The organism is Hwangdonia sp. (assembly GCF_048381975.1).
In the GTDB taxonomy this organism is placed as follows: domain Bacteria; phylum Bacteroidota; class Bacteroidia; order Flavobacteriales; family Flavobacteriaceae; genus Hwangdonia; species Hwangdonia seohaensis.
In genome coordinates this window covers 279,395-298,623 of record NZ_JBLWYT010000006.1, presented here as the reverse complement: position 1 = coordinate 298,623, position 19,229 = coordinate 279,395, and the positions used below count along the sequence as shown (strand labels likewise).

Here is a 19,229-nt window from a genome sequence, read left to right as displayed (position 1 = left end):
GTTGTACGTGCTGTAAAAGCATTTCCGCAATGCTTACAAGTTTTCGGGATGTATAAATTACTGCTCATAAATGGTGCTTTATGTAGCGTTATGGTGCAACGTGGGGCAATATGGTGCATCATTTCGCCTTTATTTTTGCCAACAGATTTGGGCAACAAATCCGTATGTTGGGCAACATATATGAAACAAATATAGTTAAAAAAGGGCAGTTAGGCAACAAAAAAAAATATGTAAACCGTTGAAAAACAAGCAAAAACCAACCAAAAGAAGCTTAATTACTTCCCGATACAAAAATTAGCAAAAATATTCCCCAGTAAATCATCATTGGTAATCTCGCCTGTAATTTCCCCAAAGTGATATAAAGCTTGTCGAATATCGATGGCTAAAAGGTCGCCAGACAAGCCTGTTTCTAATCCGAATTTAACTTTATCAACTTCTTCTAAAGCTTTCAATAACGAATCGTAATGCCTTGTGTTTGTGACTATTGTGTCACTATTCCTTAAAGCACCGGTATTAACAAATTCCAGTAGTTTTTCTTTAAGCGTCTCAACGCCTTCTCCTGTTTTAGCCGATAATTTTAAAACATGGGTTTTCTCGATTTCTTTTGAAATAGCCGCAATTATTTCTTTATCGTCTTTACTTATTTCATCAACTTTATTTAAAATAACAAGCAATGGTTTTTGCGGATATTTATTTTTTATCTTCTCTATCTCAACCCTGAATACTGAGCTTTGAGTTTTGAACGCTTTGGCATCCAACAGCAGGACAACAACCTGAGCCTGTTCAATTTTTTCAAAAGTCTTTTTTATACCAATACTTTCAACAACATCTTTAGTCTCTCGGATGCCAGCGGTATCAATAAATCTAAACCCAATGCCGCCAATTGAAATTTCATCTTCAATGGTATCTCGTGTCGTACCGGCAATATCCGAAACTATGGCGCGTTCTTCATTTAAAAGCGCATTTAAAAGCGTTGATTTCCCCACATTGGGTTCGCCCACAATAGCAACGGGAATTCCGTTTTTAATCACGTTTCCAACCGCAAACGAGTCTATCAAACGTTTTAAAACCAAACCAATACGAGCTACTAATTCTTTAAATTGGGTACGATCGGCAAACTCGACATCTTCTTCGGCAAAGTCGAGCTCCAATTCTATTAACGATGCGAAATTTAAAAGCTCTTCGCGGAGTTTGGCAATTTCAGACGAGAAACCACCACGCATTTGCTGCATTGCTATTTGATGACTCGCTTCGTTATCGCTAGAAATTAAATCTGCGACAGCTTCAGCTTGCGATAAATCCAACTTCCCGTTTAAAAAGGCACGTAGGGTAAACTCGCCCGCGGTAGCCATTCTACAGTCCTTTCGCAAAAACAATTGGATAATTTCTTGTTGAATGTAATTAGATCCGTGACACGAAATTTCGATAACATCTTCACCCGTATAAGAATTTGGGTTCTTAAAAATGGACAATAACACTTCATCAATGGTTCTTTCGCCATCAATAATATGCCCTAAATGTATGGTGTGCGTCGCTTGTTTGCTTAATATTTTACCAGAAACCGATTTAAACTGTTTCTCCGCAATACGTATGGCATCGCTCCCAGAAAGTCGAATAACGGCAATGGCTCCTGCTCCCGAGGGTGTTGCCAATGCGACTATGGTATCTTGATTTATCATGACGCAAAAATAGTAAAATGCTTTGCCAATTTTGTTAAAGCGTGTTTAATATAATCAGCAGTAAAATCCTTATTTAAAATTACTAAAAATAGATATCTGACGTTTTCAAGAAAACCATTTCGTACAATACATCATATTTATAAAAATTCTTTAGCATAAAAATAATGCCCAAAGCTTGTATTCATTTGATTAAAAGCAACTTAAGCGCAAATCCTCAATATTATTGCCACTAAATCAATCAAAACATTAGGTTCTTCATAAAAATAATTTCACCCTCAAATATATTATGTGCGCATAGTATATTTGCAAGTGTGTTTTTTTGAAATTGTGACTTTTTGAAAAATTAAGTGTCATAAGTAACAGAAAACCAAAACAGTATAAATTTTAATCCACCTAGGGCAACGAGGAAAAGATTTGCAGTTATATGAGAATAATCGAGTCTGAATTTTCAAATCACATTATTAAATCCGTTCAAAAAGATTTGGGTAATATCTACTTTTTTAATCATATCGCAGTTGTTGAATTTAATGACGGCGTGCATGTCGACATTGGCAATTCCAAAGAAATATTCGATGAAATTAACTCATACTTTGGCACCACAAAACCTTTTGGTGTGATTGCAAACCGAGTAAACTCGTATTCTGTAAAACTTATAGATGCCGATTTATTTCGAAAAAAAGTTAAAAACCTATGCAGTTATGCAGTTGTAAGCTACAATCTTGCAGGCAAAATGAATGCCGAAATTGAAAACAGTTTCTGCCTTTCAGAAAACATTAGTTACAACAGCATAAAAGAGGCCATTAATAGTGTTTATAAAAAAGTAAAAAACAAAACGTGCTTTTCTCTAAACTAAATAAATACCGTCTGGTTTTATCTCAATAAGTTTCTGTTTATACAACGAGCCAACCGCTTTTTTAAAGTTCTTTTTACTCATTTGAAGCTGCTCTTTTATAGCTTCCGGATTCGACTTATCCGTAAGATTCAAATACCCGCTATTATCCTGCAGTTCCTGCATAATGCGTTCTGCATTCGGCTCAATGTTTCTATAGCCAATTTGCCCTAAAGCAATATCCAGTTTATTGCCGGGGCGTACTTTTTTAACAATCCCTTTTAGCTTGTCGCCAACACTAATATCCTTAAAAATCTGATCTTTGTAAATCAAGCCCAAATGCGTTTTATTTACAATCACGTTCATCCCAATATCCGATGGATGAGACACAATCAAATCCACTTCATCAAACTCAGCAACCGTAAGCTCTTTATTGTCTAAAAATCGGTTTGTTTTGCTCGATGCCACTAGCCTATCGGTTTTTTCATCCAAGTAACAATGCACCAAATACCAACCACCGGGTTTCATTTTAAAGGCCTGTTCCTTAAACGGACAAAACAATTCCTTAACCAAGCCCCAATCTAAAAAAGCACCGTATTCTGTAACTTGATTACAACGCAACAACGCAAAATCGCCTTTCATAATATAAGGAAAATCTGTTGAGGCAACCGGTCGTTCCTCATTGTCCAAATACACAAAAACATCAATTTTGTCCCAAATTTTAAAAGTCTCCGGAACATATCTATTGGGCAACAAAACCTCGTTGTCCTCATCATCAATTAAATACACGCCATGATCGGTTTCGCGCAGTATTTCCAAAGTATTTATTTGTCCTAAATGTATCATGCGGCAAAGGTAACAATTTTTAATCCGTGGTCGTAGTTTACAAGGCGCAACTTAATCGGTTATTTATAGTTTATTTTTTGGCGCAACCTTGCCCTTCGACTGCGCTCAGTGTGGCAGGTCGGGCTATCCGCTACAAGTCCTCGCTTCGTCCCGAAAACAATCGGGACTCGCTGTGGGCTTTCCACTTCTATCCCTTGCGCAGCAGTCCGCTGTGGGCAGTAATCAGTCTGCAGTCGGTAATTATACCTGTTAAGTTTTGTAACGCCCAAACAACTATCAAATTAAAAACAAAACACTAAAATTTTAACACAAAAAAAGCGCTACAACAATTGCAACGCTTTTAAAATATATAAAACTGCCAATATTAATAAGCAGATTCTTTTTTAAAGTGCTTAACCAATAAATAGTAAACCACCGCTCTGTATTTATTTCTGTTAGATTGTCCGTATTTGTCCATAACGGCTTTTATGCCTTTATCTAAATCGGCGCTATCTTTTAATCCTAATTTTTTAATTAAAAAATTGTTCTTAACCGTGGCCAATTCGGTGTCGTCCGACCCTGAAACCGTTGCAGAATCTGCATTGTAAATTGATGGCCCACAACCAATAGTTACTTTGGTTAATAAATCCATGTTTGGGTTAACACCACATTTGTCTTTTAAATCTGCAGCATATTTTGCAATAAGCTCGTCTCTTTTACTCATAATTAAAATAGTTTTTTTAATGAATTTTATTTGATTTTTTGCCTATAAGCTAAAAACTCAAAACAATCCAATTGGGTTTATAAATACGTTTTTAAAGATAACTATTTTTTAGACACAGCAATTTTCAGAAAGTCACTTTAATTTAAGCCATAGCCTTAAAATATTGGAGCAACACCTCGTCATTCAAATGTTTAGGCGTAAATATTTCCAATAATTTCGGCTGTTGGCTTGCTGCATAAAACGCATTTAAACGGTCTTTTAAATCGGATGTTCTGGATACCGATTCGTATTCAAAACCATACATATTACATAAATGTTCGGCCGTTAAATTATGATTGGTTTCAAAATAAGTATCGAAATTTTCAGTGTTTTTATGCCCGGGCAGAATCCTAAAAATACCGCCACCTTGGTTGTTTATAATAATGATTCTAAAATTGTTTGGTATATAATTGTTCCACAGGGCATTGCTATCGTAAATAAAACTTAAATCGCCCGAAATCAATGTGGTTTGTTTGGGGTTGGCCACCGCGCAACCCACAGCTGTACTTGTGCTGCCATCAATACCGCTTGTTCCGCGGTTGCAAAATACTTCCAGCGTTTTGTTCAAATCAAACAATTGTGCGTAACGCACCGTAGAGCTATTACCCAATTGCAAAACCGTGTGGTTTGGAATACTGTTTAAAATAATTTCAAAAGCCCTTAAATCGGAAAAATCTATACTTTTAAGATAATCGGCATGCTTAAACTTTCGGGTTTCTTTTACCGATTTCCAAACCCCGTTATAATCACTTTCCTTTAAATCAATTTCCGGCAGAAATTTTGAAAAGAAGAAATTTGGTGTGGTTTTAATCCATTGGTTTAAACTAAAAAACGTATCGTTTGCTTTATTCAAATCAATATGCCAATGTTGCTTGGGCTTATATTTACGAAGAAAAGCCTTTATTTTTTTCGATACAATCAAACCGCCAAAAGTCAACAGAATTTCGGGTTGCAAGTTTTTAAAATGGTCATCTTTTAAAGGCGCGATAATTTTATCGATACTCGGAAAAAACGCCTCGTGATGCAAATTCGATGTGGTTTCGGTAAACACGATCACACTGTCGTCTTTTGCCAATATATCCAACCATTGCTGCTCCATATTATTTGGTGGACTAACGCCAACCAAAACCATTTTTTTTGAAGCCGCATTCCAATCATTTATACAATCCCTTAAAACCGAAGCTTCAACTTGTAAAGTTTTGTTTTCAACGGGAATTACCTTAGGCGTTACTTCGGGTTCATCAACCATATCGTACAAAGGTTCATCAAACGGAATGTTAATATGCACGGGGCCGTTTTTTGAATATGCGGTGTTAATGGCTTTATTTATTTCAACTTCATTATAGTTTTGAATACCTTGTTTTAAACCCAATAAAGCTTCAATTTTGTTTTCCATATTTTTAAAAATGGGCAACTCCTCCTCTACATCGTCTTTTTCATTTAAATCCAACTTCAAATTTGCCGAATATAAAATATGGTTTTCAAATACATTTTTCTGATTTATGGTCTGCCCATCGCCAACGCCAATTAAATGTTTGGGTCGGTCTGCCGATAGCACCACCAAAGGCACATCGCTATAAAAGGCTTCCGCCACAGCGGGATAATAATTTAACAACGCACTGCCCGATGTGCACACCACAGCCGTTGGTTCTTGCAGTTGCTGTGCAATGCCCAATGCAAAAAAGGCGGCACAACGCTCGTCGACAATGCTGTAGCACGTAAAAAACGGATTGTTGGTAAACCCAATGGTTAAGGGAGCGTTCCGGCTTCCCGGAGAAATAATAATGTGCTTTATGCCCTTGGCTTTACAAAGCTGAATAACGGTTTGCGCTAGTGGAATTTTAGGGTATTTCATGGTTTTCAAAAGTACAAAACCTAAGTGAAAATTTGCGCCACTAAAACACGAATGTTTAATAAAAAATAGCTTTGAATTTGTAGAAAATTCAAAGAATACGTTTCATGGTTTGCGATTTTGAAACCGTTTCGTCCCATTCGCTTTCGTGAATGGAACTTTCGGTAATACCGCCACCAACGTAAATAAGGGCTTTGCTATCTTTTAATTGCATACAACGCAAATTAACGTACAATTGCGTGCTTTTTTGGTTTATGGCATAAGCCCTGTTTTCAATATTGCGTTTCCCCGAACGCGGTGCTTTTGTGGAATCAAAATTTAATTCTCCCAGAAAACCCGTGTAAAATTCGCGGTTATAGTTTTCGTTCTTTAGAATGAATTGTTTGGCATCAAGTTTCGGAAATCCGCAAACTGCCGGTGTTGGGTGCAATACCGAAATAATGTCCTTTAATTTTGCATGGGCTTGCAATCTTGCCGAAATCATGGTTTTTAAATGCAGTAAATTACCCGCTTTTACGGTTTCGGTTTTTGCTATTTTTAGGTGTTCCACCCAAGGCTTTAAACTGTCGGTTACAAATTGGGTTACTATGTGCTGCTCGTCTTTTTCTTTGGCTTTCCAAACCACATCCAAGGTGCCTTTAAAATCCTGCGTTCCAGCCAATGCCATTATAGACAATTGCTTGCCTTCTATCTTAATTAAGGTTTCCGGTGTGGCGCCCAACCACATCCCTACTTTGGGGTGATACCAGCAATACACGAAAGCGGATTTATATACCTTTAAAAGGTTTTTAAACATGGAAATGGGATTGGTTTCCGCCGAAAGGCTAACCGTTTCCTGCCGCGATAAAACCACTTTTTCAAAAGCATTTTCGGTAATGGCTTTGATGCCTTTTTTTATGAGGTTGATGTGACGGTTTTTTGATTCATTTTCAGTTTGAGCAAAACTACTATCTGAGTGGATTCCTGCCTCCGCAGGAATGACAAGTTGTTGAGAAATAGAAATTACTTCCGAATTTTCAATAGGTATTAAAACCGAATCTTCAGCATCGTCAAAAGGTGAAAACACAAATCCTTTTTCGGTAAACTCTTGGGTAAAAAACAAATCGCTTGTTTGTTGAAGCATCGCTTTAACAGCATCTTCATTGGGTTTTCTGTAAACCACAAAAGGCAAATGGTTGCGGTATTGTGTTTCAATACGGTTAAAAAAATCTTCCAAAATCTTGAGGTTATTTGGTTCTAGGAAGCGAAATGGTGGTTAATTTGCACAGCGAAATCAGGTTATCGTTATCATCGGTCACTCTAATTTCAAACAATTGCGTGGTTCTGCCCTTGTGTAAAAATGTGGCTTTGGCATAAACAAAACCATCACGTACACTTTTTACATGGTTGGCACTAATCTCAATACCGCGAACAAAATAACCTTTGGTATTTAAAAACAATTCAGCTGCAAAACTTCCGGTGGTTTCTGCCAAAGCAGCTGTTGCGCCACCATGTAATACACCATCGGGTTGATGTACTTTAGGGGTTACTGGCATTTTCAAAATCAAAAAGTCATCGCCAAAATCAATCATTTCAATTTTTAAGGTTTCCAACAAAGTGTTTTTAGCCATAGCTTGAAACCGTTCTAATATGACTTCTTTAGATAATTGCATAGAATAGTGTATTTTTAAAATCGCAAACAAAAATACAAAACATAAGTGTAAATGAAATTACAAGAAAAAGAAATATCATACACCATATCCAACTCGTATTCTACGCTAAACGAACTTACCAAATCGACCAAAAACGTGTGGTTTGTTTGCCATGGCATGGGCTATTTGAGTCGGTATTTTTTAAGATATTTTAAAGGATTGAATCCTGATGAAAATTATATTATTGCACCGCAAGCCGCCAGTAAATATTATTTAAAATCCGAATTCAAACACGTTGGTTCCAGTTGGTTAACAAAAGAAAGCACTGAAATGGAAACCGAAAACGTGATGCGTAATTTTGATGCGGTTTTTAAAGCTGAAAACATCCCGGTGGACCTCAACTTGATAGTGTTTGGCTATTCGCAAGGGGTTAGTGTTGCGGCGCGTTATGTGGCAAAACGTCAATTACCATGTGCCCAACTGGTATTGCATTCGGGTGGCATTCCCAAAGAACTACAAGCTGAAGATTTTGCCTATTTAACAGCCAAAGTAAGTTTGATTTGTGGTACCGATGATGAATATTTAACCGATGAACGCTTACAAAGCGAAACCAAAAAAGCACAGCTTTTATTTAAGGACCATTTGAATGTTATCCTATTTGATGGCAAGCACGAGGTGAATGTTGATATTGTAAATGGGTTGGTTTAAACTAAACGTCATTGCGAGGAGTCCCGATAGCTATCTGGACGACGTGGCAATCCCTTAAATAGAACACGCATTTACAATTAAAAAGATTTCTGCCTTCGCGGGAATGACAAATCAATGACGCAAACCACATGAAAGCACCAACCCTAGAAAACCACCGCGTTAAACTTTCGCTATTAGATTTAAGCAATTACAAACACCTATGGCCCATTGCGCAACAGCCCGATTTAATACAATTCTCGCCCAGTAAAATCGATACGCCCGACGATTTAAAAACCTACGTACAAACCGCCGTTGATGGCTATGACCACAAAACCACCATACCGTTTATTATATTCGATAAACAAAGTAATACCTATGCAGGCAGCACGCGTTTTGGATTGATTAATTGGAAAAACAAAGTATTGCACATTGGTTGGACGTGGATTGGAAGCGAGTTTCAAGGCAGCGGACTTAACGCTAACATGAAATTTTTAATGCTACGCTACGCCTTTGAAGTTATGGATTTTGATAAAGTAGAATTTAGAATAGACGAACGCAACATAAAATCTAGAAAAGCGGTTGAAAAATTGGGCGCTACCCTTGAAGGCATTTTACGAAAAGACACCCTAATGCTTGATGGATTTAAACGCAATACCTGCTGTTATGGTATTTTGAAAGATGAATGGGCTGGGATTAAGCATACTGTTTTTGCGGAATACCTGTAACACGTATTAATTTGTTTTGATGGCACGTGTTGGGAGAAGAGCGCTAGCGCGTCGGCTAGCGTGGGTTAAAGTTTGTTAGGCAACTTGAAAGCAACAACTCATATAGTTTGTTGGCAATTATTTTATTCAACTATTCTTTTTTGAGTTTTTCCGTTTTTAACAACGGTATTTATTGATAAAGTGTTTTTTATAGAGTCCAAAGGATTCTTATCCAATAATATAAAATCAGCAAATTTGCCAGCTTCTATTGTTCCATGCGTATCTAAAATTTTAAGCATTTTAGCAGCATTATGCGTGCCCATTTTAATAATCTGCAATGGTTCAATCCCTCCCAACTCAATCATTTGCATTTCTTCATGTAAGCTATAGCCAGGAAATATAAAAGTATTACCAGTATCTGTTCCCAAAACCATGTTGACGCCATTTTCATTTAATACTTTTATCTCTTCAATATAAGGAGTGATTATATTCTCAAAAGTGGGTTCTTTTATACCGAAGTAATTTACTAAAAGTGCACAATATTCTTTTGCTTGTTCAACGGAACTTGAATCTTTTAACATGCTGACCTCTTTTGAGTCGTACAAATTCATTTTTTCAATTTGCTCAATCCATTCCGGATATAAAGCATAAATAAAACTCTTATCAATCATCATAGTGGTTACCCAAGAGATATTGTTTTTATAAATAGAATCTATCATTTTTTTATCTCTGTCAAAGTCAAGATCAATTCCGGTATAATGAAGTATGTTTTTAATATCAGCTTTTAATGCCATAGATAATTCAATATTATCACTTACGTGAGCAAAAACTTCAGTGCCATTCTTTTTAGCTTCTTTTGAAACTTTGTTCACAAACTCTTGAGGAATACGTTCAACAAAAGGTGGTGCTGGTCCTTCTTCAATTGTGAGTTTAATGCCCACAATTGGGTATTTAGAAACTTGTTTAACCAACTTTTCTATTTGCATAGTGTCTCTCAAATAAAAAACAGACTCTCCGTTAATCCAATTACTGTTAGCATATGTTTTTACAGGATGACGCCCTTCCATTGTAAAATGCTGACTTGTATGAAAAACTCTTGGCGAGGGTACCGAATCTTGCACACCTAATACCCTCATTTTCGCAAAATATTCATTGGTGGTTTTACTTCCACCAGGGCACAAAATAGAAGTTACTCCGAAGTGAATAAATTTTGGAAAATCATTTTCATAATCGCTAGTGTGTGCATGACAGTCAAATAATCCTGGAATTAAATATTTGCCAGAACCATCAATAATATTTTCTGTTTGAATTATTTCATTTGAATTTATTGAATGAATAAATTTTCCTTTAGTATAGATATTCTGACCACTTTTTATTTCAGTACCTGTACCATCAATAATGCTAACATTAGAAATTATCAGGTCAAATTCTGGTTCTTGTTTTGAAGAGCAAGCAGATAAAAGTATTAAAATTAATATTAAATGTGCTTTCATAACTTTCAAATTACTGACAATGGATTTTGGGTATAAATACCTATTAAGTAGTTTATACCCATCACTATGCTAAGTTAGAATTTTCTTGTCAAAAAATCAATACGTAGTTGTGCGCAACTATAAGCACTTATGAACAAGCTCAAAAAACCGAAAAGCAGCTACTATTAAACAAAACATTTAATGATGATGCCCATCCTGATTAAATAGCATATTTAACTTCGTATATGTTTTTTCTACTATTTCGTTTTGCCCTTCAATAATTTTATATTTTTTATTCACTTGAATATTTTCGAATATTTGCGCTTCGCTATTGGACCAATACACTGTTAAGGTTTTAATGGATTCAGAACGTCCCAATCCTATTTCTGCTTGTAACGTGTTGCCACCAAAACTGCCGCCTGTATTTACGCTGTGAAATACGGTTCTGTCATTTTCAAGTTCGAGCTTTAATTTTGTTCCGATGGCACTGCGGTTTGATTTTACGCCTTCCAAATCGAGTACAATCCAATTATTAATCGATATGGGATTTTCAAAACAAACATTTGGGTATGTATCGCCTTCATAAGCGCCTCCCAATACGGCGTAAACATCTTGGTCGCCGTCATTATCAAAATCTGCAAACCCAACGCCATGTCCTTTTTGAATATGCCCAAACCGTCCTGCCGACGTGACTTCTTCAAAATGGGTGCCGTTAACATTTCTAAACATTCTGTTCGGGATAACCGAATTAAAATTTGGTGCACCGGTGCCGATGTAAAAATCCAGCCAACCATCATTATCCAAATCCCCAAAATTCGAGCCCATGGTGTACATGCTAATATTTACATGGTATGCTTTGCTCATTTCAGTAAAGGTTTCATCACCATTATTAATGAACAATCTGGATTTTTCTGAGGTAACTTGCTTGCCTTGAATCTCTTTTGAAAAATCGTCTGATAACTGATGCAGATTTCTTGCATCGTAGCTGTTTACAAAAATATCATTGAACCCATCGTTATTCACATCCCAAATCCAACACGGGAAACTAAAAATGGGGTCTTTTACACCTGCGGTATTTGTAATGTCTTTAAAAATTCCGGAATCATTTCTGAATAATAAATTTCTGCCTCCCATGATGGAAACGTACAAATCCGGCCACTGATCGTTATTTATATCACCAAAACTCACCCCTTTTACAAAGCCCTTTATGTCCCCTAAATTGTGTTTTGAAGCCTGCTCTAAAAAGGTGCCGTTTTTCTGGTTGATGTACAATTCACAAGGATGGGACTGGTTTGGTTTTGACTCGTTTCCTATAAAAAGATCGAGGTAACCATCATTGTTTACATCGGCCCACGATGCTGTTTGCGTAGGGTGCAGAGAAAGCAAACCGGCAGATTTTGTTACATCGGTAAATGTGCCATCGCCATTATTTTTAAGAAGTGAATTTGGGTGGTTGCCACCTGCGCCTAACCAACCGCCTCTTAAAATTAAAATATCTACATTACCGTCGTTATCATAGTCCGCTTGAATGCTATTTAGTCCGCTAACAATACCCGTTAAACCTGCTTTATCCGTGGCATCGTCAAATCCTTTTCCGGAATTGATAAACAATTTGCATTGGTCTGTCATTCCGTACGACGTTGCAAAAATATCAATAAGTCCATCGTTGTTGAAATCATCTAAACACACCCCGCCCGATAAACCGTTTTGGGCAATACCTAACCCCATGGCAACCTCTTTAAAAGCAGGGAAATCCTTTTTTTCTTTTTGCCAATTGGGATATGTAATAAAGTAGTCTTTAGGGGTTTTATCGGGGTATTCGCCCAGCGTCATATGTGCCAAATTTAGGAGCCATTTGTACATGTCTTTTGGGAATTTTTCATACATCATGGCGTATATTTCAATGGCTTTTTGAGATCCGTTTTTATTCCTGTGAAACGCTTCGTCCTTTAAAGGTAAAATACACGAATACGCGTTGTGGTATTTATTGCAATTCTCAACCTCTCCGCTTCGTAAATACGCCAGTGCCAATAGCTCTACAATAGGAAGTGTTCTTCTATTAATGAGTTGTTCAACAGTAGAATTTCGCTCTTTTATAAAAGATTCAATTTCTTCAATACAACGTTCATTTTCTCCGGCCCGCAACAGTTCTGTGCAATACCGAAACCAATTGGTCGATTTCTTGTTCTGTGGTCCATTTGCCATTTTGTCTTTATACAAATAAGCCAGTTTTTTATTCCAATGATAATTTACATTTGGATCGCCCGTATCGTATAACTCCTTAAGCATGTTGGCCATTAATGCAGTTTCCGCATCCACATTTGTTGGTTTCGGGTTATCTGCTGGTTTATTATCCGATTTACAGGCCGACAAAAAGAGTAGCACTATTAATATTTTATTCCATTTCATCTGATCATTATATTTTTAGTGTTTCCAATATTTTGCCTTTTAGTGTGGATATAAATTCGTGTGAATAATTTACTTGCAATCAAAATTAAAACTTTTCTTACTCAAACAAAAGTGAAGTTATCAACAGTTACAAACAAAAAAGCACGCTCCAAATGCTGGAAAGTGCTTTTAAATATCAAACCAATGATTTATGATTTATTCCTCGATGCGTTTACCCGTAGTTTCGCGTCCGCCTTGTAAAAGGGTGATGCTAACAACGTCGTCTACATCGTTTTTATTAAACGTTAATTGGGCATTCACCACTTTTAAATAAAACACATTTTGGGTTTTAGGGAAAATATCGAACTCGGGTTGCCCTGTGGCTTGCGCTTTTAATTGGCTGCCTTCTTTTCTAATGGTTAAAACAAAATTGGGTGCCAGTTCAAACTTGCCAACATAGGTTTCTAAAACAGCTTCTGGCACGACAATCTCTTTTTCATACTCTGAAACATCGGCGCCCAATTTCTTTAAAAAATCGATACCATTTTGATTATTCGGGTTTAAATCGATAGACTTTCTGTAATTGGCAATAGCCAAATCATTTTTGCCCAAAGTCATCAACGCTTCAGCATAACTATCATATACATTCGACGATTTAGGGAATGCCTCAATATTAAGTTTAAACACTTTTGCTGCTTCATCAACCTTTTCAGATTGCATCAGTTGGTAACCAATAGCATTCATTTCGCCTTCTATTAACTCATAATCTTCAGAATCTTTAATCGTATTATAGTACGTTATTCCTGCGTCAATACCTTTATCGTTGATAACGGCAAGCAAGGCATTGGCCACCGATTTCTTGGGTAAACTATACGCTTTACCATGCATAATACCCCGTATAGCCTGCGTCATTTGATTAAGTGGTGCGCCTCCTGCATTGCTTAAAAGCACGACCAACGATTTATCGGAAAGTGCTCGGGAAATATTGGTGTTAAATCCGTTAATGCCACCACCATGGCTTATGGTGTAAATACTGTCGGTGGATTTTCCTATTTTTTCATAACCAACACCCCAACCATAGGCATAATGGTTATTTCCCCAAGCTGAAATTTGAGGTTTAATATACATGTCCATATATTTTTGTGGTAACAATTTGTTGGTATATAAGGCTTGATCCCAGAGATACAAATCCTCAACGGTTGAATACAAAGACCCTGCGGCATACGGAATGGACATATCCAAATATCTTGAATTTATATAGCTGTTACCGTTTTTTTCGTAGCCTGTTGCGCGATTTTTTATAATATCGGCATGATTATCGTAACCTGAATCATGCATGTTTAATGGCGTAAAAATATGGCTGTCTAGCATTTGCTCATATGTTTTTCCCGTTAATTTTTCAATGATTACGCCCAAAAGAAAATAGCCTGAATTGCTATAATTAAACCTGTCACCGGGAGTGAATTCTAAATCTTTATCCGCAAATTTTTCAACAAATTCATCGGGTGTATACGGATTGCGGCTTTCGTCTTGAAAAAATCTGGGAAACGCGGTGTAATTTGGTATTCCAGAAGTATGCGTTAGCAAATGATGTGCGGTAATTTTGTCGCCTTTATCTTTTGGGTAATCCGGAAGATAAGTTGTAATGGGTGATTGTAAATCCAATGTCCCATCGGCGGCCAACTGCAAAATAAGCATTGCCGTAAACTGTTTGGTTATCGACCCCAAACGATGTTTTGTATTGGGTTGGTTTGGTATCTCCCATTCCATATTTGCCATACCAAAGCCTTTTTTGTAAATCACTTTTCCGTGGTCCGCCACCAAAACAGAACCGTTAAATTTACCGTACTCGGCATACACACTAATTAGCTCGTTAATTTGCTCAACTTTATTTTGAGCAAAATTCGTATTATATAATAAAAATATAGAAAATGTTAAAACGATTTGCTTTGAAAATGATTTCATAAGTTTAAATTTTGATTGATTGGTTAATAATTAATTTTAAGTGATATGACGATTGAAACATGCTATAAGTTACATAATAAATAACAATTTTAAATGTGAGAGTGAAATACAGCAAGATAGGGAAAGTGCTTATATTAATTAGCGAATATATTTGTTATATCAAATAAACTAATACAAAACAATGCCACCGAAACAAACAAACAGAGCCTTTTATGAAGAAAAACTAAATGTTATTGTTGAGTATATTCACAATAATTTGGATAGCAAGATTGATGTAAAAACCCTTGCAGTAATTTCGTGTTTTTCGCCATTTCATTTTCACCGTATTAGTAGAGCTTTATTGGGCGAACCCATTGGCGCATACATTTCCAGAACGCGATTGGAAACGGCTGCAAAAATGATTCGGTATACCTCTTCGGGTATGGAAACTATTGCATACAGTGTTGGTTTTGAAACGCCCTCATCATTATCAAAAGCCTTTAAATCCCATTTTGGAATATCGCCTACCGAATATCGGAAAAACAAACTATTCACTTTAAAAAAAACGAACATTATGAATGCTAAATCCAGTACTGAGCAAAGTCGAAGTATAAACATTAAAAAGCCAAAAATTCAAGATATTGAAGATAAACAATGCTTGTATTATCGTATGCAAGGCGCTTACCAAACATTAGATTATGCCGGCGCTTGGAAAAAACTTTGGGGACAGGTAAAGGAACAAAAACTATTTACCAAAGGTATTAAGATGATTGGATTACCGCATGACGACCCAAAGGTTACCGACGACGATAAAATTAGATACGACGCTTGTTTGATTATTCACAAAGCGGCAAAACCCGTTGGAGAAATTGGTGTAAAAACTTTAAAGGGCGGCAAATTTGCTGTGTTTTTATATCAAGGTTCTTATAAATATTTTGCCGAGGTTTATAACTATATTTTTAACGAATGGCTGTTGAACACCGATTACGAACTGCGCGACGAACCTGTTAGGGAACGCTATATAAGCAACCCGGAACGTGTGGCGGAAGAGAAACTAAAAACGGAGTTTTATATTCCTGTTAAGTAATTACAAATCCTTTTTATACCGTTTTACCATAGCTTCGCGGGTTTCCGGGGCTTCTTTTGAGCCCAATTGGTCTTTAAGCATTTGTCCCATAGTTGGCAAGGCATCGCGATTAATTTGGGTGGATGTGTCCCATAACTTGGAGCGCATAAAGGCTTTGGCGCAGTGCAAAAACATTTCTTCAACGCTAATAATTATACAGCTTTTGGGAGGGTTTTGTTCCGAGGCAAATAAATCTATATGGTTTGTATCAGTTGATAAATAGGCGTTTCCATTTATGCGCAAGGTTTCGTCAACACCCGGAATTAAAAACAATAAACCAACTTTTCCTGTTTCTATAATATTCGATAAGCTGTCCATTCTATTATTGCCTTTGGCATCCGGAATGATAAGTTCCGTATCGCTATTTACATGTACAAAACCCGGTAATCCACCTCGTGGTGATGCGTCGTGTTTGCCATCTTTATTTGACGAAGACAAGACCACAAAAGGCGATTTTTTTATAAAGCTAATGGCGTGCTTATCCAAGGTTGAAAACACTTTATCTTTTGCTCTTCCGCTGGGGTAACCGTATAACTCACGGAGTTGTGTTTCGGTAGTGATTTTCATATAACTTTCATATTCAAATAATTAGCTAATTTAATTCAAATAATGGTCAATAATCAAATAAACGGGTATTTCATCAAATATATAATAATGCTATTGTAAATAATACTTACAATTATAATAAAGTAACAAAACACTAAATATATGAAACCCTTTATGATTCTTTTGGCATTATCCGTTACGGGATTATGCAAAGCACAGACTATTTCCAGTGATGACCAATTACATTTTGGTGCCGGTGCTTTAATATCGGCAACCACTTATACCGTAGTTTACACCACCACAAAAAACAAAAAGAAAGCCTTTTGGTACAGTTTGGGCGCCGCTACCCTAGCGGGTCTTGCCAAAGAGGTTTACGATAGCAGTAAAGACAACAACAGATTTGATACCGGCGAATGGGGTGCCACCGCATTGGGCGGTTTAACGGCGAGCGTTACCATTAACCTTTTTGTTGGTAAAAACAAAAAGCGGAAAAACCAAACGGCATATCTTTAATTTTAACTTTTAACAATCTGCTTTATGGCTTCAACCATTTTTGAAGCACGTGCTTTTACCTCGGCCTCAGTCCACGATAATTTTATTAAACAGGATATGTTTCGGGCTATATAATAATCTGATTTCTCGAAGGTTTTGGTTTGAAGGTAAGCCAAGCCTTTTTTAACTTCTTGGGAAATTGGATACAATGATTTTAAGTTTTTTAGATGGTCCCATTTTCTGATGTAATGCCAGTTGTTATCGAAATAATGGAAACAACCGTCGACACCATTGGTTTTAAAGGCTTCGGATGCTTGTCGTGCCATGTCTAAATTGGGTAAAAAGAAATTTAAAAAGGCATAACTCTCCTCGCCACCTTCGGGCACGGTTCTAAACGTAACCTCGGGTATTTGCGATAAAGCCTCGCGTAAAATGCCGTAGTTTCTTTTTTGGATTTCCAAAAATTCCGGTAACCGCTTTACCTGTGCCAAACCTACGGCGGCGTGCAGCTCGGAAATACGGAAATTATAGCCTAAAAACGGATGGGATTCTGCGCCTCTGTCGTTACCAATATGGTCGTGACCGTGGTCGCTGTAATGGTCGGTATTTAGGTAATAATCTTTATTATTTGTAATTACGGCGCCACCTTCGCCGCTGGTTATGGTTTTTACAAAATCGAACGAAAAACAGCCTAAATCGCCAATGCTGCCCAAGGGTTTGCCATTAAAAGTTCCGCCAATGGCTTGACAGGCATCTTCTACCAACAATAAATCGTGTTTGGTACAAAGGGCTTGCAGAGCTTTCATATTGGCCATACTGCCACACATTTGTACCACCATTACTGCTTTTGTTTCTGGGGTGATGGCTTGTTCGACGGCTTCTGGGTTTAGGCCCAAAGTATCGTCAATATCGACCAAAACGGGGATGGCTCCCAGCATCATAATGGCCTCGAAACTGGCCACGAAGGTGAATGTGGGCATTATAACCTCGTCGCCCGCGCCTACGCCTGCTGCTGCCAAAGCTACCGATACGGCTGCGGTACCGCTGGAAACCAGTTGCACGTGTTTGGATTGCAGGGTGTTTTCTAAGGCTGCTTCCAACTCTTTGGCTTTCCAATGGCCGTTTCGCATGCCATCAAAACCGTACCGCATAAGCACGCCGCTTTGTAAAACATCGTTAACTTCGTTTCGTTCTAAATCTCCAAATAATTCGAATCCTGGCATAATGTATTTTTCTTTATGGTTGTACGGGACGTTGCCTTTGCGTTAGGGATTGAGGCATTTGTTGAAGCTCTTTTTGTGTTGTTGCACCTATGCAACACAAAAAAGCGACTGCCGAAAGCCCGACCCTTGTGGTAACGCCCAAATAATTTATATTTCTATTATTGTTTCTTTAATTGGTTTTCTTACTTTTTTAAAACCGGAAAACATATCGTCTTTTGCCCTGTAACCTACGGGGAGCAGCAATACGGATTTTAATCCTTTGTCTTTTAATTTTAGTATGCTGTCGTATTTTTTTGAGATGAATCCTTCCATGGGGCAGGAATCTATATTTTCGATGGCGCAGATGGTCATTAGGTTGCCCAAGGCGATGTAGGCTTGGTTTGTGGACCATTGTTGTTGCTCGTTAATTGTCATGCTGCCCATAATTTCGGCGAGTCCTTTTCTGTAGGGTTCCAGTATGTTGTCTGGGGTGTTGCGTATGGCTTTTATGTTTTTGTAATAGTCGTTTACATCGAATTTTTTAATGTTGTCTTGAATGCAAATGACCAATAAATGCGAGGCTTCCAATACTTGTTTTTGGTTGTACGAATGCTCTACCAAGGATGCGCGTATGGCTTTATCTTCAACAATGACGAGGCTTATGGTTTGCAGACCATAGGATGTTGCCGTTAAATTAAAGGCTTGTTTTAATATGTCGAGTTTGTTTTTGGATAGTTTTTTATCGGCATCGAACTTTTTGGTTGCATACCGCCATTGTAACTGTTTTATAGTATCCATATTTTTTGCAATGCTTTGGATACAAAAATAAGGTTTGAAAATTTCTTTTTAGCATGAAGTTGGATAAAATAAAAATTTCTTGAAACGAAGTATCTTGGAGACAAAGACATAGAGGTTTTGCGCACGTTTCATTTTAACCTTAGGGCAAAAAAGCGAAATTTGTTATTTAGATTCCCGATTTCTCGGGAATGACAATTTCAACGGAAACCACAAGGCAAGCCTCGAGGATTTCTTTTCGATTAAACTTATGGGATGTGAGGCAAAATTTATTTTAAAAAAGTGGATATTTTA

18 protein-coding genes are annotated in these 19,229 nt (G+C 37.2%); 6 read left to right on the top strand and 12 right to left on the bottom strand.

The genetic code is table 11. From position 1 onward, the window contains the following. The coding region (locus ACN5J7_RS12685; RefSeq protein ID WP_418604185.1) for a hypothetical protein at positions 1–195 on the top strand (195 nt) is incomplete at its 5' end. Positions 196–275: 80 nt separating this feature from the next. On the opposite strand, the gene mnmE is transcribed toward ACN5J7_RS12685, so the two are convergent. After that, positions 276–1,679, bottom strand: coding sequence for a tRNA uridine-5-carboxymethylaminomethyl(34) synthesis GTPase MnmE (gene mnmE, locus ACN5J7_RS12680; protein ID WP_418604184.1), 1,404 nt, complete (start codon positions 1,677–1,679; stop codon positions 276–278). 424 nt (positions 1,680–2,103) lie between these two features. Between mnmE and ACN5J7_RS12675 the strand changes: the two genes are divergently transcribed. Continuing rightward, entirely contained in the window at positions 2,104–2,532 is a 429-nt protein-coding gene (locus ACN5J7_RS12675; protein WP_418604183.1) for a hypothetical protein, read from the top strand. On the opposite strand, the gene ACN5J7_RS12670 is transcribed toward ACN5J7_RS12675, so the two are convergent. From ACN5J7_RS12670 to ACN5J7_RS12650, 5 genes are all read right to left on the bottom strand, one after another. Beyond that, complete coding sequence (locus ACN5J7_RS12670) at positions 2,524–3,354, bottom strand: S1 RNA-binding domain-containing protein (protein WP_418604182.1); 831 nt, start codon at positions 3,352–3,354, stop codon at positions 2,524–2,526. The two genes, ACN5J7_RS12675 and ACN5J7_RS12670, sit on opposite strands and share 9 nt — an antisense overlap. A gap of 364 nt (positions 3,355–3,718) precedes the next feature. Continuing rightward, positions 3,719–4,057 carry a DUF2853 family protein gene (locus ACN5J7_RS12665; protein WP_418604181.1) on the bottom strand — a complete coding sequence of 113 codons (339 nt, stop codon included), beginning with the start codon at positions 4,055–4,057 and terminating at the stop codon, positions 3,719–3,721. Between the two features lie 142 nt (positions 4,058–4,199). Beyond that, positions 4,200–5,951 carry a 2-succinyl-5-enolpyruvyl-6-hydroxy-3-cyclohexene-1-carboxylate synthase gene (menD, locus tag ACN5J7_RS12660; protein WP_418604180.1) on the bottom strand — a complete coding sequence of 584 codons (1,752 nt, stop codon included), beginning with the start codon at positions 5,949–5,951 and terminating at the stop codon, positions 4,200–4,202. A gap of 88 nt (positions 5,952–6,039) precedes the next feature. Beyond that, complete coding sequence (locus tag ACN5J7_RS12655) at positions 6,040–7,164, bottom strand: chorismate-binding protein (RefSeq protein ID WP_418604179.1); 1,125 nt, start codon at positions 7,162–7,164, stop codon at positions 6,040–6,042. A gap of 10 nt (positions 7,165–7,174) precedes the next feature. Further along, the gene (locus tag ACN5J7_RS12650) at positions 7,175–7,600 is read right to left on the bottom strand and encodes a PaaI family thioesterase (protein WP_418604178.1); all 426 of its coding nucleotides are present in this window, start codon (positions 7,598–7,600) and stop codon (positions 7,175–7,177) included. 51 nt (positions 7,601–7,651) lie between these two features. Between ACN5J7_RS12650 and ACN5J7_RS12645 the strand changes: the two genes are divergently transcribed. Continuing rightward, positions 7,652–8,287: an alpha/beta hydrolase gene (locus ACN5J7_RS12645; RefSeq protein WP_418604177.1), complete on the top strand. Its 636-nt coding sequence runs from the start codon at positions 7,652–7,654 to the stop codon at positions 8,285–8,287. A gap of 128 nt (positions 8,288–8,415) precedes the next feature. After that, positions 8,416–8,991, top strand: a complete 576-nt coding sequence (locus ACN5J7_RS12640) for a GNAT family N-acetyltransferase (protein WP_418604176.1) — start codon at positions 8,416–8,418, stop codon at positions 8,989–8,991. Between the two features lie 122 nt (positions 8,992–9,113). Here ACN5J7_RS12640 and ACN5J7_RS12635 read toward each other — a convergent pair whose 3' ends face one another. From ACN5J7_RS12635 to ACN5J7_RS12625, 3 genes are all read right to left on the bottom strand, one after another. Then, entirely contained in the window at positions 9,114–10,463 is a 1,350-nt protein-coding gene (locus ACN5J7_RS12635) for an amidohydrolase family protein (RefSeq protein WP_418604175.1), read from the bottom strand. Positions 10,464–10,640: 177 nt separating this feature from the next. After that, positions 10,641–12,851: a CRTAC1 family protein gene (locus ACN5J7_RS12630; protein WP_418604174.1), complete on the bottom strand. Its 2,211-nt coding sequence runs from the start codon at positions 12,849–12,851 to the stop codon at positions 10,641–10,643. A gap of 195 nt (positions 12,852–13,046) precedes the next feature. Next, positions 13,047–14,795, bottom strand: coding sequence for a serine hydrolase (locus tag ACN5J7_RS12625; RefSeq protein ID WP_418604173.1), 1,749 nt, complete (start codon positions 14,793–14,795; stop codon positions 13,047–13,049). A gap of 181 nt (positions 14,796–14,976) precedes the next feature. Between ACN5J7_RS12625 and ACN5J7_RS12620 the strand changes: the two genes are divergently transcribed. Next, entirely contained in the window at positions 14,977–15,861 is an 885-nt protein-coding gene (locus ACN5J7_RS12620; RefSeq protein ID WP_311937985.1) for an AraC family transcriptional regulator, read from the top strand. Here the strand turns inward: ACN5J7_RS12620 and ACN5J7_RS12615 are convergent, their stop codons facing one another. After that, positions 15,862–16,467, bottom strand: coding sequence for a pyridoxamine 5'-phosphate oxidase family protein (locus ACN5J7_RS12615; protein WP_418604172.1), 606 nt, complete (start codon positions 16,465–16,467; stop codon positions 15,862–15,864). A 141-nt stretch (positions 16,468–16,608) separates the two neighbouring features. On the opposite strand from ACN5J7_RS12615, the gene ACN5J7_RS12610 reads away from it, so the two are divergent. Continuing rightward, on the top strand, positions 16,609–16,959 hold the full coding sequence (locus tag ACN5J7_RS12610) for a hypothetical protein (RefSeq protein WP_418604171.1): 351 nt from the start codon (positions 16,609–16,611) through the stop codon (positions 16,957–16,959). Positions 16,960–16,961: 2 nt separating this feature from the next. Here ACN5J7_RS12610 and ACN5J7_RS12605 read toward each other — a convergent pair whose 3' ends face one another. Then, on the bottom strand, positions 16,962–18,161 hold the full coding sequence (locus ACN5J7_RS12605; RefSeq protein WP_418604170.1) for a DegT/DnrJ/EryC1/StrS family aminotransferase: 1,200 nt from the start codon (positions 18,159–18,161) through the stop codon (positions 16,962–16,964). 147 nt (positions 18,162–18,308) lie between these two features. Beyond that, positions 18,309–18,938: an NAD(P)H-dependent oxidoreductase gene (locus tag ACN5J7_RS12600; RefSeq protein WP_418604169.1), complete on the bottom strand. Its 630-nt coding sequence runs from the start codon at positions 18,936–18,938 to the stop codon at positions 18,309–18,311. Positions 18,939–19,229 lie beyond the last annotated feature (291 nt).

Coding starts and splice junctions, on each gene's coding strand:
- mnmE (WP_418604184.1), bottom strand. CDS start 1,679: ATGATAAATCAAGATACCATAGTCGCATTGGCAACACCCTCGGGAGCA.
- ACN5J7_RS12675 (WP_418604183.1), top strand. CDS start 2,104: ATGAGAATAATCGAGTCTGAATTTTCAAATCACATTATTAAATCCGTT.
- ACN5J7_RS12670 (WP_418604182.1), bottom strand. CDS start 3,354: ATGATACATTTAGGACAAATAAATACTTTGGAAATACTGCGCGAAACC.
- ACN5J7_RS12665 (WP_418604181.1), bottom strand. CDS start 4,057: ATGAGTAAAAGAGACGAGCTTATTGCAAAATATGCTGCAGATTTAAAA.
- menD (WP_418604180.1), bottom strand. CDS start 5,951: ATGAAATACCCTAAAATTCCACTAGCGCAAACCGTTATTCAGCTTTGT.
- ACN5J7_RS12650 (WP_418604178.1), bottom strand. CDS start 7,600: ATGCAATTATCTAAAGAAGTCATATTAGAACGGTTTCAAGCTATGGCT.
- ACN5J7_RS12645 (WP_418604177.1), top strand. CDS start 7,652: ATGAAATTACAAGAAAAAGAAATATCATACACCATATCCAACTCGTAT.
- ACN5J7_RS12640 (WP_418604176.1), top strand. CDS start 8,416: ATGAAAGCACCAACCCTAGAAAACCACCGCGTTAAACTTTCGCTATTA.
- ACN5J7_RS12635 (WP_418604175.1), bottom strand. CDS start 10,463: ATGAAAGCACATTTAATATTAATTTTAATACTTTTATCTGCTTGCTCT.
- ACN5J7_RS12630 (WP_418604174.1), bottom strand. CDS start 12,851: ATGAAATGGAATAAAATATTAATAGTGCTACTCTTTTTGTCGGCCTGT.
- ACN5J7_RS12625 (WP_418604173.1), bottom strand. CDS start 14,795: ATGAAATCATTTTCAAAGCAAATCGTTTTAACATTTTCTATATTTTTA.
- ACN5J7_RS12620 (WP_311937985.1), top strand. CDS start 14,977: ATGCCACCGAAACAAACAAACAGAGCCTTTTATGAAGAAAAACTAAAT.
- ACN5J7_RS12615 (WP_418604172.1), bottom strand. CDS start 16,467: ATGAAAATCACTACCGAAACACAACTCCGTGAGTTATACGGTTACCCC.
- ACN5J7_RS12610 (WP_418604171.1), top strand. CDS start 16,609: ATGAAACCCTTTATGATTCTTTTGGCATTATCCGTTACGGGATTATGC.
- ACN5J7_RS12605 (WP_418604170.1), bottom strand. CDS start 18,161: ATGCCAGGATTCGAATTATTTGGAGATTTAGAACGAAACGAAGTTAAC.
- ACN5J7_RS12600 (WP_418604169.1), bottom strand. CDS start 18,938: ATGGATACTATAAAACAGTTACAATGGCGGTATGCAACCAAAAAGTTC.